The organism is Cyanobacteria bacterium GSL.Bin1 (assembly GCA_009909085.1).
In the GTDB taxonomy this organism is placed as follows: Bacteria; Cyanobacteriota; Cyanobacteriia; order Cyanobacteriales; family Rubidibacteraceae; genus Halothece.
Genome location: JAAANX010000156.1, coordinates 1 through 15,366, shown reverse-complemented (window position 1 = coordinate 15,366; position 15,366 = coordinate 1). Strand labels below are relative to the sequence as shown.

17 protein-coding genes are annotated in these 15,366 nt (G+C 46.1%); 5 read left to right on the top strand and 12 right to left on the bottom strand.

All coding sequences use genetic code 11. The annotated features are described in order from the left end of the window. Nucleotides 1–266 precede the first annotated feature (266 nt). Nucleotides 267–725 carry a DUF4168 domain-containing protein gene (locus GVY04_18450; GenBank protein ID NBD18036.1) on the top strand — a complete coding sequence of 153 codons (459 nt, stop codon included), beginning with the start codon at nucleotides 267–269 and terminating at the stop codon, nucleotides 723–725. 9 nt (nucleotides 726–734) lie between these two features. On the opposite strand, the gene GVY04_18445 is transcribed toward GVY04_18450, so the two are convergent. From GVY04_18445 to GVY04_18395, 11 genes are all read right to left on the bottom strand, one after another. Continuing rightward, nucleotides 735–1,685 (bottom strand): asparaginase, encoded by a 951-nt coding sequence (locus GVY04_18445; protein NBD18035.1) that lies wholly within the window; start codon nucleotides 1,683–1,685, stop codon nucleotides 735–737. Nucleotides 1,686–1,700: 15 nt separating this feature from the next. Next, nucleotides 1,701–2,216: a CGLD27 family protein gene (locus GVY04_18440; protein ID NBD18034.1), complete on the bottom strand. Its 516-nt coding sequence runs from the start codon at nucleotides 2,214–2,216 to the stop codon at nucleotides 1,701–1,703. Between the two features lie 5 nt (nucleotides 2,217–2,221). Then, a complete protein-coding gene (gene rsfS / locus GVY04_18435) occupies nucleotides 2,222–2,641 on the bottom strand; it encodes a ribosome silencing factor (GenBank protein ID NBD18033.1) in 420 nt (139 codons plus the stop codon). Nucleotides 2,642–2,746: 105 nt separating this feature from the next. Then, on the bottom strand, nucleotides 2,747–3,325 hold the full coding sequence (locus tag GVY04_18430; protein NBD18032.1) for an HD domain-containing protein: 579 nt from the start codon (nucleotides 3,323–3,325) through the stop codon (nucleotides 2,747–2,749). Between the two features lie 121 nt (nucleotides 3,326–3,446). Further along, complete coding sequence (locus GVY04_18425) at nucleotides 3,447–3,854, bottom strand: hypothetical protein (protein ID NBD18031.1); 408 nt, start codon at nucleotides 3,852–3,854, stop codon at nucleotides 3,447–3,449. After that, nucleotides 3,851–5,113, bottom strand: a complete 1,263-nt coding sequence (locus tag GVY04_18420) for a hypothetical protein (GenBank protein ID NBD18030.1) — start codon at nucleotides 5,111–5,113, stop codon at nucleotides 3,851–3,853. Before GVY04_18420 ends, GVY04_18425 begins: the two co-directional genes overlap by 4 nt. 15 nt (nucleotides 5,114–5,128) lie before the next feature. Beyond that, a complete protein-coding gene (locus tag GVY04_18415) occupies nucleotides 5,129–6,412 on the bottom strand; it encodes a histidine--tRNA ligase (GenBank protein ID NBD18029.1) in 1,284 nt (427 codons plus the stop codon). A gap of 82 nt (nucleotides 6,413–6,494) precedes the next feature. After that, on the bottom strand, nucleotides 6,495–6,983 hold the full coding sequence (locus tag GVY04_18410) for a hypothetical protein (protein NBD18028.1): 489 nt from the start codon (nucleotides 6,981–6,983) through the stop codon (nucleotides 6,495–6,497). Between the two features lie 22 nt (nucleotides 6,984–7,005). Beyond that, nucleotides 7,006–7,812 carry a bifunctional hydroxymethylpyrimidine kinase/phosphomethylpyrimidine kinase gene (gene thiD / locus GVY04_18405; protein NBD18027.1) on the bottom strand — a complete coding sequence of 269 codons (807 nt, stop codon included), beginning with the start codon at nucleotides 7,810–7,812 and terminating at the stop codon, nucleotides 7,006–7,008. A gap of 6 nt (nucleotides 7,813–7,818) precedes the next feature. Then, nucleotides 7,819–9,084, bottom strand: a complete 1,266-nt coding sequence (gene ftsZ / locus GVY04_18400; protein NBD18026.1) for a cell division protein FtsZ — start codon at nucleotides 9,082–9,084, stop codon at nucleotides 7,819–7,821. Nucleotides 9,085–9,301: 217 nt separating this feature from the next. Continuing rightward, entirely contained in the window at nucleotides 9,302–10,090 is a 789-nt protein-coding gene (locus GVY04_18395; protein NBD18025.1) for an FtsQ-type POTRA domain-containing protein, read from the bottom strand. Between the two features lie 165 nt (nucleotides 10,091–10,255). Here GVY04_18395 and GVY04_18390 point away from each other — a divergent pair, with 165 nt between their 5' ends. Further along, nucleotides 10,256–11,548: a PDZ domain-containing protein gene (locus GVY04_18390; protein NBD18024.1), complete on the top strand. Its 1,293-nt coding sequence runs from the start codon at nucleotides 10,256–10,258 to the stop codon at nucleotides 11,546–11,548. A 95-nt stretch (nucleotides 11,549–11,643) separates the two neighbouring features. Here GVY04_18390 and GVY04_18385 read toward each other — a convergent pair whose 3' ends face one another. Beyond that, nucleotides 11,644–12,039 carry a hypothetical protein gene (locus GVY04_18385; protein ID NBD18023.1) on the bottom strand — a complete coding sequence of 132 codons (396 nt, stop codon included), beginning with the start codon at nucleotides 12,037–12,039 and terminating at the stop codon, nucleotides 11,644–11,646. A 294-nt stretch (nucleotides 12,040–12,333) separates the two neighbouring features. Here GVY04_18385 and mgtE point away from each other — a divergent pair, with 294 nt between their 5' ends. The 3 genes from mgtE to GVY04_18370 all read left to right on the top strand — a co-directional run. Next, the gene (mgtE, locus tag GVY04_18380) at nucleotides 12,334–13,722 is read left to right on the top strand and encodes a magnesium transporter (GenBank protein NBD18022.1); all 1,389 of its coding nucleotides are present in this window, start codon (nucleotides 12,334–12,336) and stop codon (nucleotides 13,720–13,722) included. A 77-nt stretch (nucleotides 13,723–13,799) separates the two neighbouring features. After that, a complete protein-coding gene (locus GVY04_18375; GenBank protein ID NBD18021.1) occupies nucleotides 13,800–14,993 on the top strand; it encodes a peptidylprolyl isomerase in 1,194 nt (397 codons plus the stop codon). A gap of 49 nt (nucleotides 14,994–15,042) precedes the next feature. After that, the coding region (locus tag GVY04_18370) for a thiamine-phosphate kinase (GenBank protein NBD18020.1) at nucleotides 15,043–15,366 on the top strand (324 nt) is incomplete at its 3' end.

The following is a 15,366-nucleotide window of genomic DNA, read 5'->3' as shown; positions in this document are numbered from 1 at the left end:
TTTTTGAAGCAAAAAATACATTTTCAGTAAAAATTCTAATGATAAAATTACGTTAATTACTGAAGTTAAACTTAAAAATTGCTGAGACAATCAGATTCTGAATTCAGTCTGACTTTTTCGATTTTGAAATTATATGTAAATATTTATACCCCAATTAATCTATTGCTCAAACTGCTGAAACTTTTAAATTTTTCTTATCGTCTCTTAACCCAGAAAATGACGCTCTGCTTAATAACAAGTTAATTTCGATCAATAACGACCCAACTATGACACTCTCTTACTTAAACTTAATTAAAGTTACCTTCTTGACAGGAACTTGGCTATTCTCAGCCAGTGGACTCGATATTGTTAGCAATAAAATCTTTGATCATCCTGGATTTCAGATTCGCCTCATTGCACAAGCACAAAATTACGATGAGAATACTTTAAGGAATTATGCACAAGCCCTACTTGAAATTGAGCCCTTACGCCAAAGGGCTTTACAGGATATTCAAACCGTCTTAAATTCACAAGAGGTTCCCAGTATTGCTTGTAACCGTGCCCAAAGCTATCAAGACCTCCCCGCAGAAGCCCAATCCCTCATTGTTGACTATTGTAACCGCTCCCAAAATATCGTTCAGCAACAGGGATTAACCGTCTCGGAATTTAATAATATCACAACTGACGTTCAATCCAATCCCCAGCTGAAACAGGAGGTACAAGCAGAAATGCAGGAGTTGCAATAATCACTCCCTTTAAACAAACGTCAACTCACCAATAACCTCTAAGCGCTTATGCTCATCAAAACTCATAAACTTTTCCGCCAAATTTTCGGAGATGCTAGGACTAATCCAACCCATTTGCATCAACAGATGAATCGCAGTGGCATACTTTGCTCGTTTTGAACCATCGAGGGCTTTGATGGCTAAACCCATCCCTTCACCAATGCGACCAATACACTGTACGCCTTCAGCACCCGATTTACTAACGATTTCCCCATTCGTGGCTTTCATTAACTCCGTATCAAAGGACCCTTCTCCTGCAACCATTTCTGGATAATGGGTCATCGCCCGGCTAATTCGTTCTAAGTAAAGATCATCTCCCGAAGATAAATGAGCATAAAGGGTTGCCATTTGCGACAGTTGCATAAAATAGGTCGGGGCACCACAATCATCTTGAACGCCAATAAATTCTGCACCCGGCATCTGTAACAGTTCGCCGACCCCCTTGAGGATCAATTCTTGGATCGGACTACGATGACGCAAATACTGGCTGAGGGGCCAACCATGCTGTTGGCAAGCGGCAAGCATTCCTGCATGTTTCCCAGAACAGTTATGCTCGAGAGGACTGCGTTTTCCGGGTGGAATTGGGCACTGTAAAGCAGTGGGTTCAACATCAGCACGCCAGAGAATATTAAACACTTGTCGGGCTTGTTGCACCGTTCCTTGATGGGAACTGCACATGATGGCGAGGTCTTTATCAGTGAGTTGAAACTGTTCAAAGGCGCCACTCTTTACCGTTGGTAGGGCTTGAAAGGGCTTTAAAGCGGAACGAATAAACGAAGCCGTTTCACAATGACCGGCAAAAGATAAAATACGTCCTCGGTCATCACAGACGAGGGCATGGACTTGATGGAGAGATTCGATGATTCCTTCGCGCAGGAGATGAACTTCCACTTCTGGGGTTTGCGTCCGTTTTTTGTTCATAAATGATTGATCAATTTAGAAAAAATGAGTGAGAAGTCGCCAAGCCGAAATATCGATCGCGCTGAGAAGAATCAAGATCACACCTGTCATCTGCAAACGTTGAAAGATAGGCTGTATTTGATAAGACACGACTAATCGATCGCGCTCTAAAACCGCTTCCGGCTTTTCCCAAGTTTGTCCATCGTACCAGCCTGACTCTTCATAGGGAATCTCGGCTTTGTTCAAGCGAGTCCGAACATAAGACCATCCCAAATAAAGTCTCACCACCATAAAGACAACGAGTAAACTGCCCCCGAAAGCACTACAACACATAAATTCCCAGGGATGCGTCTCCAGGGGAAAGCTGCCAGCGGTGAGGGGGGCTGCCAGAATCCAGCCCCATCCCCATGTCCACAAAAGTTTCCGAATATAAGCGGCGCGAGTGAACGTCACCCAACGAAAGGGCCAAGCCGTTTTTAATTGGTCATATTCGTTGAGAGGGAGTTGTTCGGGTGGGACCGGACAAGGTTGAGATGTCGATAGATCTCTCATGGGGATTAACCTGCTTCTGCTTGTTGGACCGTTTCAAAGTCAATCCGTTTAGCGTGTCCCCAAAACGCTTCAATACCGTAAAATTCTCGTTCTTCAGGTAGCAAAATATGAGCAATGACATCGCCATAATCTAGTAAAATCCAGTTCCGTTCCTTTTGTCCTTCTATGCGTACTGGCGTCGAATGCCATTGCTGTTCAACGGCGTCTTGGATGGCATCAGAGATGGCTTTTACTTGAGTCCGGGAATAGCCTGTACCAATGACAAAGTAATCGGCAAGGTACGAGACATCCACAACTTCTAGAAGCACAATATCTCCTGCTTTCCGACTATCCGCAGCGTGCGCGATGGTCCAAGCCAATTTTTCTGCAGCAGCCAAGGTTGGAGTGTTCGGGGAAGTAGGATTAGAATTAGCCTGATGATTCATGAAATACGTTTGAAGGTTTGCTGAGTCTTACAATAGCGACTAAATTGAACTTACCACCAAGATAGCGTGGATTGTTTTTGATCGGGATTCAATGATACAGAGGCGTTAACATTTTTGCGCTTGCATTGCCCAGTTCCGAGTCGCGACCGTTCGCGGATGAATCGGACGTCCCTTTTGCATTAATTTTTTGATCGCAAGGTCACAGACTTGATAAACGCCACGATAGAGGTTTTCGCAGGTGGCTTCGCGCATCGCATTCAATTCTGGGGTGTCGCCGCGGTTGGGTTCTAATTTATCCGCCACAAATACAATGCAACTGGTTTTGGACATTTCGGCATTGCCCAAGGTATGTTGCGCGATCGCGCTTAAAATTTCTTCATCTTTTACAGCAAAGGTTTCTTGTGCCACAATCGCACTCACATCGGCGTGTAACAAGTGAGGACGCACCGCACAAATCCTATCAATGGGAATTGATTTTTCCCGGGCCAGGGTTAACAGTTTATCGGCGGGAAAGTATTTCGCTAAATCATGCATTAGCCCTGCAATTTTTGCTTTTTCTTCATCCGCTTGATGCAACTGGGCTAATTCTTTTGCCATTTGCTCAACTCCCAAAATATGTTGAACGCGGGCACTCGGAACATTTTTTTCTAACCATTCAATCACGACATCTCGATTGTCAAGCAAATATTGTCTCCTTATTCTGCTATTTGTTGTTTGGGCAACAGGGAACACTCAAGAGCAATGGGTCCTGTCTGCCAGGCACCCCTCTCATTTAAATTCTAAACCCTATATCCGAATCTCCCGGTCATTCTCTTTCCCAATCTGGACAATTTTCATCTTCCCAACCATAGGGGTGCATCCCACAAACAAAGAGATTTCCGCCATAAACATAGCCATGATAATGACGACAGCCCTGACAAGCAGGATGAGTATTTTGATCGGGATTCACCTTTGAGGTCATCATAAATTCACTGTCATTGTCCTCTTCTTCTGACCTATCAAAATCGGAATCAAACCAATCCCAAATTTCTTCGCAGTCCTGCCAAAATACTTCTAGTTCTTCACTGAGAGTGGTTTCTACCTCCTGCACTGCTTCATCCAGTGTTTGGGGAAACTCTGCTGCCATTTGTTCCATTTCTGCAAAAAAACCTTCGATTTCTTGGTTGATGGCATCACAGAAAGCAAAAAATTCTTTTGTCCAGTTCTCAATCATAGCTCTGTCTCGTCCCTCTGAATAATCACAATTTCAGTCTCAGTCGTTAGTTCCAATTCCCATTGTGCAGTAGGAGAAGTATCGTCTTGTGGACCGGGTCTTTTCCAAACAAATTCTTTCGGTTTCTTCGGTTTCGTTAGTTTGGACTTCGATCCGATTGTATTCGGAAGGTTGGGAAGGACAGGAGGCGTTTTCTTCTTCTTTCTCGATTGCGTTGATAATTTGGGGGGAAAGACGCCTTGCCAGCGAGAAGGATAAGAAGCAGTTCCTTGACGTTGCTGAGGATTTAAAGGCGATAATGGGACGGGTGGATGGGAAACTGTAGCGGTAGTAATTGCTCCAATCAGAAACGGTTGTAGGTTTTCCCATTTGGCACTCACCGTAAACCCTTGAGAGGCGAAGATTTTTCCTTCTTTTCCAGGCATATCTTCGCAAAGGGTCACTTCTCCTTCGAGGAGATAACTTTTGCACGCCGGGGGAACGCTGAGGGAGTAGCAGAAGGTAAGAGGAAAACTTTGCTCGCGAAGGCGAGGGGATAATTCAGCGACCGTATCGCCGGTTCTGGGATCGCGCAGAGAAATATTGAGGCGTAATTGGGGATGAGGCGGTTGCTGTTGGGTCGTGATTTGTCCAGAGACAATAATCGGTTTGGTGGTTTGGGCAATTAGGATTTCTTCATCTAAATGGAGGGAATAGTCGCTGGTCGAGGCGAGAGGATCAAGGTGAAGGGAGGGGGTAACCCGAGGAAACAAATCATCAATCACTTCCTGGAATATTTGATCGGCATCATTTATTAAGCGTGATCGGAGCTGATTTAAGTCTTCTTCCGGATCAGTTTCTGCAACCTTAGCAGGGAGGGCTAAGGTTTGGGTAGCTGCGGGTTGGAAATGAGCAGCTGCTTTTTCTAACCCCAAAGTGACTCGCAATAAAAGAGTAACTTGCCAATTTTCTCCCATCAAAGCAGAAAGAATATCCCCTCGACACTGAATTTCCCACAGGCCGGGAGTCAGTTCTATTTCCGCCACTAAAATTGCAAATCCAGTTTCATCGAGCTGACAAGCGTGTTGGTGCTTGTGGACTCTTTCTCTGGTGCGAAGATTATTACGAGTACTGATATCGACTTCAATCCATTCTTTTGGGCGATGGGCAGCACGGGCGGCAATCACATATCGCCCGTTGGGAAATTCGGGTTGAGAAGAGTTAATGCTCACCCAGTTTTCCTCACCGACTTTTTGCAGGAAAAATTCCCAATTTTCCATCATGATGATTTCCAGCTAATTCTGGTTCTTAACTTGCAAAATTTGCTGACGGAGTTGCTCATTGTTGGCAAGCAGTTCCTGCTGTTCCATGACAGTTTGTTCTTGCGTTGCCATCCATTTTAAGTTAACTGTACCTTGTTCAACTTCAGCATCGCCTAAAATTAAACAGGCGATCGCGCCATTGCGATCGGCGCGTTTAAATTGTTTTTTAATTTGACTGCCGCTGAGATCTAATTCCACACGCCAGCCCTGGTGACGCAGTTGTTGAGCAATGGTTAAGGCTTGTGCGGGGGCGCGATCGCCGCGAGAGACCACATAAAAGTCTAATTCTGGATCAGGCACCGCTTTCAGTTGTTTTAAGAGCAAAATCAGGCGCTCCATGCCAATGGCCCACCCCATCGCGGGGGTTTCATTACCGCCGAGTTCAGCAATTAAGCCATCATACCGGCCACCGCCACAAACCGTTGCTTGTGCCCCAAGGTCCGCCGATTGAATTTCAAAGGCGGTGTGGGTGTAATAATCTAAACCGCGCACTAAATTGGAGTTCAGGGTGTAATCGATGCCCAACTCCTTTAACTGGGCTTGGACTTGTTCAAAGTGCTGGTGCGAGGCTTCTCCTAAATGATCAATGAGGCGCGGGGCATCTTGGAGAATCGCTTGGGTTTGTTCATCTTTACTGTCGAGAATCCGCAGGGGGTTACGGGTCAGGCGATCTTGAGAATCGGCATCCAGTTTGTCTTGGTAGGGAGTCAAATACTCGATGAGGGCAGTGCGATAGCGTTCCCGGTCTTCGGTATTGCCCACTGAATTCAGTTGCAAACTGAGGTGTTTTAGACCGAGGGTCTCTAAAATATCCGTTGCCAGCGCGATCGCTTCGACATCCGCAACGGGTGAAGGAGAACCAATTAATTCGAGTCCAATTTGGTGAAATTGCCGTTGTCGCCCGGCTTGGGGACGCTCATAACGAAACATAGGACCGGCATACCATAACCGTTGCACCCCTTGGTTGTGGAGTCCATTTTCAATAAAGGCTCGCACCACACCCGCAGTGCCTTCGGGTCTGAGGGTACAGCTGCGATCGCCGCGATCGCGAAACGTATACATTTCTTTACTGACCACATCGGTGGCTTCTCCGATTCCTCGTTCAAACAATGCCGTTTGTTCAAAAATGGGCGGACGAATTTCGCGATAAGCGGCTCTTGTGAAAATTTCCTTGGCAACCGTTTCTACTTCTTGCCAGTAACTCACTTCTTCTGGCAGGATATCTTTCGTTCCTCGTAAGGCATGAATTTTTCCCATACTTGGTTTGTTATTGGTCATTAGTCGTTAGTCATTGGTCATTGGTCACTGGTAACCGTCTTACCTTGTCTTCCCTTAATTATTAATTCTGACCTGATTGATTCATTAAAGGACGCGCCACCATAAACCCAATACCGGAAAAGGTAAAAATAATCATCATGAGGGCGGCAATGACAAACCAGCCATTAATTTCTTGTTCCTGATGGCGGGTTTTCTGCTGCCCCGGATCGCGTGGGGTTTGATGAGTGTACCAATGCTCTTGCGAGGGAGAAGCGTCGCGATTTTCTCCTCTTTTCAGGGCCATTTCTGCGGGCGGGGAGGAGAAGGTTTGATCGCAGTTGTTGATCGTATTGTCTAATCTTTGGACCGACTGCACCAGTTTTTTAATTTCTAAGCGTAACGTTTGATTTTCCTGCTGTAAATGCTGATTATCTTGTCTTAAGCCATCTAATTGACTTTGAGTGGCTTGTAATTCTCCCGCCAGTTCCCGATAAACAGACATGGGAACCGTGGGGGTATTTTGATTGGGAGGGGGGGAAGTCATTCCCTGAGAACGAGAATTTGAGGTCATAATTTTTTCCACTTGACAATTCTTATTGACGTTGAAGTGGGAAAAAGTGTCCCACTGGTCCATTCCCTGCTCCTAAGTCTAAAGCAAATTCTAAAGCAGTGGTCAGATATTGCTTTGCAAGGTGTACTGCTGTTTTGAGATCTTGGCCTAAAGCGATCTGAGCCGCGATCGCTGCCGAAAGGGTGCAACCGGTACCATGATTGTTTTTCGTCTCGACCGGTTTGGCTTGCAAAAGGTCAAATTGTTCGCCATCAAACCAAACATCTACCCCTCTGGCTTCCCCTGACATCGCCCCTCCCTTGACCAAAACTGCTTTTGCCCCTTGACCCAAAATAATTTCCGCTGCCGATTTCATCTCATCAACGGTGTTAATTTCTAGCCCACTTAACATTTGGGCTTCGTAACGGTTTGGTGTGACCAGGGCTGCCAACGGGACGAGCTGTTTTAACTGCTCGACTGCCGAATCATCTAAAAGCTGGGCGCCACTGCGAGAAACCATCACTGGATCAAGAATTAGCAAAGATTGTAGCTGATACGTTTCAATCATGCGTTTCACGGCTTGGATAATTCCGGCATTGAGTAGCATTCCCGTTTTTATTCCTTGCACGCCAATATCATCCATCACTGATTTAATCTGGGCGCCTACCATTTCGGGAGGCAATGGCTCAACCCGTTGCACGCCAATTGTATTTTGAGCCGTCACACAAGTAATCGCACAGGTCCCATGAACTTGCTGAAAAGCAAAGGTTCGTAAATCCGCTTGAATCCCAGCTCCGCCACCACTATCAGACCCCGCGATCGTTAAAGCAGTTGGACACTTCACTTGCATCTCCCCTTAGCGACGACGACGGCGTTGTAAAAATTCCGGAATATCTAATCCTTTACTTTCTCCTTGAGATTTCTCTGTTGATTTTGTTTTTGACGTCATGGGAGTCGGATTTTTAGTTGGGGACGTTCCTTTGGTTGTTTCTTTCTTCTTCGCTTTAGTGGGTTCTTCTCCAGAAAACCCTGTGGCAATCACCGTAATCCTGATTTCTCCTTCCATTTTTTCATCGTCAATCACAGCGCCAAATATAATATTGGCATTGGGGTCAACATTATCGTAAATTGTTTCCGCAGCAGTATTCACTTCATGCAGGGTTAAATCACTCCCCCCTGTGATATTAAAGACAACCCCTTTTGCCCCCTGAATCGAAGATTCCAGGAGGGGAGAAGAAATGGCACCGGTTGCTGCTTCGGCTGCTCGCGATTTGCCAGAGGCTGTGCCAATGCCCATCAACGCTGAGCCAGCATCGGCCATGACCGCACGGACATCAGCAAAGTCTACATTCACTAAACCGGGAATCGTAATAATATCGGAAATTCCTTGCACCCCTTGGCGGAGGATATCGTCAGCTACCCGAAACGCATCTTGCACCGGTGTTTGTTCGTCAATTACCGACAAGAGCTTATTATTGGGAATGATGATCAGCGTATCAACCCGGGTTTGTAGCGCAGAAATCCCTTCTTCCGATTGACTGGTGCGCCGGCGTCCTTCAAAGGTGAAAGGGCGGGTCACCACTCCAACCGTTAAACATCCCATTTCTTTGGCAACTTCCGCAACAATGGGGGCGGCACCGGTGCCCGTTCCGCCCCCCATTCCAGCCGTAATAAAGGCAAGATCTGTATTTTCAAGGGCACTGGAAATTTCATCTCGCGATTCTTCTGCGGCTTTTTGACCAATGGAGGGGTTCCCCCCTGCCCCTAACCCTCGCGTCAGCTTTTCTCCAACTTGTAGGCGATTGGGCGCACTTGCTCGGGAGAGGGCTTGAGCATCCGTATTAATTGCCCAGAATTCCACCCCAACGACATCACTGGCAATCATGCGGTTGACTGCATTACAACCGGCACCGCCTACACCAATTACTTTGATTCTTGCCACATTTCCCGGCACGATATTGTCGCTCCTTAGTTGTTCTTTAGTCGGCTTCGGATCATCGCTGTAGGATGAGTTCAGTAGGTCATCTAAGTTAAAATCGTCATCAAAGGAATGATTATCATCACTGGACACGTTCATAGAAAAGGAATGTTGAGTGGGATTTTTTTGATCTTCAATAGTCATTGCTGAAACGCGAAATTACTGAGAGGGCTCGTCAGACGGGTCTTCTGGAGTTAATTTATTTATATGAATAAAAATAGAATGATTAGCCTTTATTGATTATTGCTATTAGCTTAGCTTAAATCTTACCGGTCAAAACATTTTCAGGAATATTATAAGGTTAATCGACACTTAGATCGTCAAGAAAATTCTATTATTTATTATTTTTTATTGATTTTTTTCATTCAGAAACGAGCTCAATCACGATGAAGTCAGGGTTTTTTAAATTAATGTAGCGCATTTGATTCAGGGGCTGTTTTTGGGGAAGGTTCTTGAGTTTTGCTAATACCTGGAGTTGTTTGGGAAGCGTTTCCATATTTCCCCCGAGATGAACTTGACCCAGCTCGGTTTCTAAAATTAGGTTCGTTGGATCTTGCCAGTTGACAGTATGAATTGTCATCGGTAACGCTTGGAATTGCGGGTAAATTTTTGTCCATTGCAACTGATATTGAGGCTGATAACCAATCACTTTGAGCGGAGGAGGGGTAAAGGCATCAGAACGATAACTCTCGGCAGGCATCCAGGTTCCGTTAGCAGCAAGATATCCTTTCTCTTGGGGATGAATTCCGCGAGGATTAGGAACGGTGAGGGCAACCGGTTGGTGTTCAGTCACTGCAATGCTGACCCGAGGGGGATAGAGTTCTCGATTCACTGTCACTTGTTCAATGGGCGCTTGATTTTGCAGAATTTCCCTAATTTCAGCCGAGGTTAAGGTCAGAATGGATTGGGAAGTGGTTTCTTGTACCATCCCTTTAATCGCTTCACTACTGAGGTACTGATTGCCTTCAATTTCAACTTGTTGCGGTTGGCGAAGAACCAATTTTGAGAGAAGAGTTACCCAAATCAGCACCCCCATTAAACTGGAAACAAAGAGAAAACGCCAGCAAGCTTGAATAATTTTGAGCTGTCGTTGCTGCTTAAGAGCCAGTCTGCGACTTTTGATATCAACAGGAGAATAAGTGGAGGTCATAATTTTTTCTCCAAGTTAGTAATGAATTTATTTAATTCAGTTTAAAGTTACCGCATGGAATGAAATTTGCGAAATATTTTTCTTTACCAGCACTCAGGAAAACCTGTGCTAGGGTAGGCGTAACCCTTCATATTTTTTATTGGTACAATCAATTCCCCTAAACATATGGTTATGAGAAAACGTGGATTAGTTCTTGGGGCGACTGCAGCCATGTTGACCACCGTTGCTGTCACTGGTGCGGGGCTTCATTTATCACAAAGTCAAGCTTTTTTCCGAGAAAGTCCGAAAGAACTGGTTGATGAAGTGTGGCAGATTGTGAATCGCCAGTATGTTGATGCTACCTTTAATCAAGTGGATTGGCGAGGGGTGCGACAGGAATATTTAAATCGCACCTATGAAGATAAAGAAGCGGCTTATGATGCAATTCATAAAATGCTTGACCAGCTCAACGATCCCTATACTCGTTTCATGGAACCGGAAGAGTTTAAAAACTTGCAAATTGACACCTCAGGAGAGCTAACGGGGGTAGGGATTCAAATTGCTCTGGATGAGGAAACGGAGTATATTCGCGTTATTTCTCCCATTGAAGATACACCTGCTTATGAAGCGGGAATTTTAGCCCGAGATTTGATCATTGCCATTGATGGTCAAAGTACAAAAGGTATGGAATTGAGTGAAGCAGTGGGCTTAATTCGGGGGAAACCGGGTTCTGAAGTGACATTGACCATTCAACGTCAAGACCGAGAAGTAGATTATCAAATTACAAGGGCGCGGATTGAAGTCCACCCGGTGCGAGCGCGCTTACATGAAACACCGCAAGGGGAACCCATTGGCTATATTCGTCTCAATCAGTTTAGTACGAATGCCACCGCAGAAATGCGTAGCGCCATCAAAGACATGGAAGCGAAAAATGTCGAAGGCTACGTTTTAGATTTGCGGTCCAATCCGGGGGGATTGTTGTATGCCAGTATCGAAATTACTCGGATGTGGCTCGATGAAGGGAAAATCGTTTCCACGGTGGATCGGCAAGGGGAAGTAGAACGCCAAAAAGCGCAAGGCAATGCCCTCACGGATAAGCCTTTGGTCGTACTGGTGGATGGCGGTTCAGCCAGTGCCAGTGAAATTCTTTCAGGCGCTTTGCAAGATCAAAACCGAGCCGTAATTGTGGGGACACAAACCTTTGGCAAAGGGCTGGTGCAGTCGGTGCGAGGGTTAGGAGATGGTTCAGGTGTGGCGATTACGGTAGCCAAATATTTAACCCCAGATGGACGCGATATCAATGAAGAAGGCATTAAACCGGATGTGGTTTCAGAAATGAGTGAAGCACAACAAAAAGAACTGCAGCGCGATCGCGGTAAAATTGGTACTCTTGATGATCCGCAATTTACACAAGCCCTCTCTGTTCTCAAGCAAGAAATTGCTCAGCAAGAGGCGCAACAAATGGGGGTCAATCAGTAAACCATAGGATGGTTCAATTAGCGAGGTATAATCATCTTCCACCCGCCTTAAGGCGGGGGATTGAGTTTGAATTGTGCCGCACTTGCAAGGAAAAACTAGGACTGAGAAGAAGAATCGGATTGATCCCCAGTCGTTGAGTGATGAGGCGCAGTCAAAATTGACCATGCCGCTTGTGCTGCTTCATTGAGACGATTGCCAAACCCCTCAATCTCCTTAACTAAAGACTCCCAATTTTTCTCCGCATCCATCTGCATTAACTTAACAGATTCTTCAATTCGTTCGGGATCAAAGTTGAGTTTTTCTACCTCAGTGCGAACGTTACGAACCGCTTCTAGATAATTTTCTTTCGCATATTCGCCTGCCTTTTGGGTTTCAGACTGCGCTTTGCGCGTCATGGCTTCAATGAGCTGTTTGGTTTCATTTCTCACTGATTCTGGGGCATCGGGTAAATTTTGGTCTACTAGAGAATTGGTGCGATCACTGACTTCAATGGAGCTTGTTTCAGATACGTTAGTTTGATTAGTTTGATTGGTTTGATTAGTAGCGTCACTGGATTGGGTCATCATTACCTCCTTGAATGTACTGAATTTACAATTAAATTTTGGCTAAAACAATCAATGTGAACCTGATTCAATCGTTTTATCGCTTGGTCAGGGTCAAAACTTTTCATTTCCTACTAATCACAACTTGCCAAAAAAATCAAAAAATGACATCTACCGAGAGAAACGATTTGTGCCCCGACCTAATATAGTGAATATGATCGGATCGCTAATGAGAAAGTAGCTTTGACTGAACCTCTTTCTTCCCTAGAAAACACCCACCATAGCGAAATTCCGCAGTTGGTGAAAAATCAACTGGAAATGTTGCTAGAAAATGGCAACCTAGAAGGAGCCAAATCCCTGCTGGTACCTGTGAAAGCAGTGGATATCGCTGAGGCAATCGAGAACCTGCCAGAATCCATGCAGGCGATCGCGTTTCGTCTACTTTCCAAAACTGAAGCCATTGACGTTTACGAACATCTCGACTCCAGCGTTCAACAAGCGCTGATTGAGGAGTTTAAGCGTCAAGAAGTGATTGAAATTGTCGATCAAATGTCACCGGACGATCGCGCGCGCCTCTTTGATGAACTGCCCGCGAAAGTGGTGCGTCGCTTACTGGCGCAAATGAGCCCGAAAGAGCGTAAAAGTACGGCGTTACTCCTGGGCTATCAGGAAGATACCGCAGGGCGGATTATGACCCCAGAGTATATCTCCCTGAAAGATAATCTCACGGTGGGTCAAGCTTTGGAACGGATCCGGAAGTTAGCGAATGCATCAGAGATTATTTATTATCTCTACGTTACAGATGCCTCCCGTCACCTGACTGGCATTGTTTCGTTGCGGGATTTAGTCTTAGCCGATCCAGACGTTTCCCTGGCAGAAATTGTCACTCGGGAAGTGGTGTCGGTTTATACCGATACCGACCAAGAAGAAGTGGCGCGATTGATTCAACGGTATGATTTACTAGCGATTCCGGTGGTAGATCGAGAACAGCGTTTGGTGGGGGTGGTCACGGTTGATGATGTGATGGATATTCTGGAACAGGAGACGACTGAGGATATTTATACCTTGGGTGGGGTGCAATCCGATGGCGATAACTACTTCCAAACGAACCTCTTAGCCGTGGCGCGCAAGCGGGTGGTTTGGTTGTTTGTCTTACTCCTGACGAATACCGTGACTGGCAGCATTATTCAATCCCACGAAGCGATCCTACAACAGGTGGTGACCTTAGCGGCGTTTATTCCCCTGTTAACGGGAACGGGCGGCAATGTCGGCGCCCAGTCTTCAACGGTTGTGATTCGCGGCTTAAATACGGATGAAATTCGTTCCCTTGGTGCCGGCTATGTCATTATTCGAGAAGCGATGGCAGGCGTGTTATTAGGAACAATTTTGGGATCAGTAGCAACTCTGTGGTCATTTTGGTTACAAGGGAATCTGATGGTTTCCCTAGCCGTTGGCGGTAGTTTGATCGCGATCGCGCTGTTAGCTTCGGTTGCTGGTTCGGCTTTGCCCTTTCTCTTTCGCGGATTGGGATTAGATCCCGCCTTGATGTCGGCCCCCTTTATTACCACCGCTGTAGATGTCCTTGGGGTCTTAATTTACTTTACGATCGCGCGACTTGTATTAGGATTATGAGGCGCGGTTTGATGGGAAGTGCGACAAGCGTGTAAATTAAGGTTTAGATGGTCTCCTAAAAAAAACAAAATTTAAGTATGCTAAAACCGTCAAAATGGCTAGAAAAATTACGCCTTCTAGCTAGAACCAGTATTATTACTCTTTTATTGCTGAGTTTATCAGTTGGACTCAGTGGGGCGTGGTGGAACTTCTGGGGAGGAGATTCTCAAGAGCAACAGCAACAGAAGCGGGAAAGTGTCCTGGCGCAAGGGGAGGCAATTACTGATCCCACCGCTTTACTCCGTTACTCCCTTCCCTTTGATAATTATCCAGCGCGAAAACTACAGGATAGTATTGAAGATATTGGCTTACAACTCCGCGGTAAACGGTGGGGTCCGATTAAGAAAGATCTCAAAAATGCCAGCCGGGTGCTTAATTCTAAAACTGATGAGCTCTTAGCCGATATTCCTGAGCAAAATCGGGAAAAAGCACAAGCTTTGTTACCGGAAATTAAGGAAAACGTTAACGAATTGCGAGAAGTCGTTGATCAGCGTGAATTAGAAGCAATTTGGCAGACTCGTCGTGATGTTCTCCAACAACTCGACGCTCTCGAAGCCTTATTTGTGGAAGAGTTTCCGTTTTCTGTCCCCGAAGAATATGCGGATCTCCCCCAACTGAAAGGACGAGCTACCGTGGAAGTAGAAACCAATAAAGGCAATTTAACGGTGGTTGTGGATGGTTATAGTGCGCCCGTGACAGCCGGCAACTTCATTGATTTAGTGGATCGCGGCTTTTATGATGGCTTAGAAGTGAATCGGGTCAATGACTTTGCCGTGCAAACCGGTGATCCCCCAGGACCGGAACAAGGGTTTGTTGATCCGGAAACGGGAGAATATCGCTCAATTCCTCTAGAAATTTTAGTTAGAGGCGATGAAAAGCCAGTTTATGGCGCAACCCTCGAAGAGATCGGTCGTTACCAAGATCAGCCTGTCTTGCCCTTCTCTGCCAATGGTGCTGTCGCGATCGCGCGTCCCAGCGGAGATCCTAATGGCGGATCGTCCCAGTTCTTCTTCTTCAAGTTTGATACGGAATTAACCCCACCCGGATTTAACTTTATGGATGGACGGTATGCCATCTTTGGTTACACGGTGGAAGGAGATGAAATTCTAGAAGATATGCAAGAAGGCGATCAAATTATCTCCGCCCGGGTTGTCAGTGGTATTGAAAACTTACAACGTCCCCAAGATGCTTCTCAAACCGCTGCGACAAGCGACGATGACACGAGAAGCTAATTTCACCAACGGTCATCCACAGGCTTCTCAAGCAAAGGCAGAAGGAGGGATGACCGTTGCCGATCTGGGGGAACAAGGACTACTGGCAAAACTGCATCGCTTTTGTCCGCCGCAGATCGTGGGGGATGATGCGGCGGTGGTGGATTGGAGTGGCGATCAGTCTTTGGTTGTCACCACTGATGTGCTTGTGGATGGCGTTCATTTTAGCGATGGCATGGCGCAACCGGATGTTCATACCACAGCCGCCGAAGATGTGGGTTGGCGCGCCGTTGCTGCTAATTTATCTGATTTAGCGGCGATGGGAGCAACGCCTCGGGGGATTACGGTTGGCTTAAGTTTACCGAAGACCGTGCCAGTGGCTTGGGTGGAACGC

Bases quoted from the DNA above. Each gene is read 5' to 3' on its own strand.
- GVY04_18450 (NBD18036.1), top strand. From the start codon at position 267: ATGACACTCTCTTACTTAAACTTAATTAAAGTTACCTTCTTGACAGGA.
- GVY04_18445 (NBD18035.1), bottom strand. From the start codon at position 1,685: ATGAACAAAAAACGGACGCAAACCCCAGAAGTGGAAGTTCATCTCCTG.
- GVY04_18440 (NBD18034.1), bottom strand. From the start codon at position 2,216: ATGAGAGATCTATCGACATCTCAACCTTGTCCGGTCCCACCCGAACAA.
- rsfS (NBD18033.1), bottom strand. From the start codon at position 2,641: ATGAATCATCAGGCTAATTCTAATCCTACTTCCCCGAACACTCCAACC.
- GVY04_18425 (NBD18031.1), bottom strand. From the start codon at position 3,854: ATGATTGAGAACTGGACAAAAGAATTTTTTGCTTTCTGTGATGCCATC.
- GVY04_18420 (NBD18030.1), bottom strand. From the start codon at position 5,113: ATGGAAAATTGGGAATTTTTCCTGCAAAAAGTCGGTGAGGAAAACTGG.
- GVY04_18415 (NBD18029.1), bottom strand. From the start codon at position 6,412: ATGGGAAAAATTCATGCCTTACGAGGAACGAAAGATATCCTGCCAGAA.
- GVY04_18410 (NBD18028.1), bottom strand. From the start codon at position 6,983: ATGACCTCAAATTCTCGTTCTCAGGGAATGACTTCCCCCCCTCCCAAT.
- thiD (NBD18027.1), bottom strand. From the start codon at position 7,812: ATGCAAGTGAAGTGTCCAACTGCTTTAACGATCGCGGGGTCTGATAGT.
- ftsZ (NBD18026.1), bottom strand. From the start codon at position 9,084: ATGACTATTGAAGATCAAAAAAATCCCACTCAACATTCCTTTTCTATG.
- GVY04_18395 (NBD18025.1), bottom strand. From the start codon at position 10,090: ATGACCTCCACTTATTCTCCTGTTGATATCAAAAGTCGCAGACTGGCT.
- GVY04_18390 (NBD18024.1), top strand. From the start codon at position 10,256: ATGGTTATGAGAAAACGTGGATTAGTTCTTGGGGCGACTGCAGCCATG.
- GVY04_18375 (NBD18021.1), top strand. From the start codon at position 13,800: ATGCTAAAACCGTCAAAATGGCTAGAAAAATTACGCCTTCTAGCTAGA.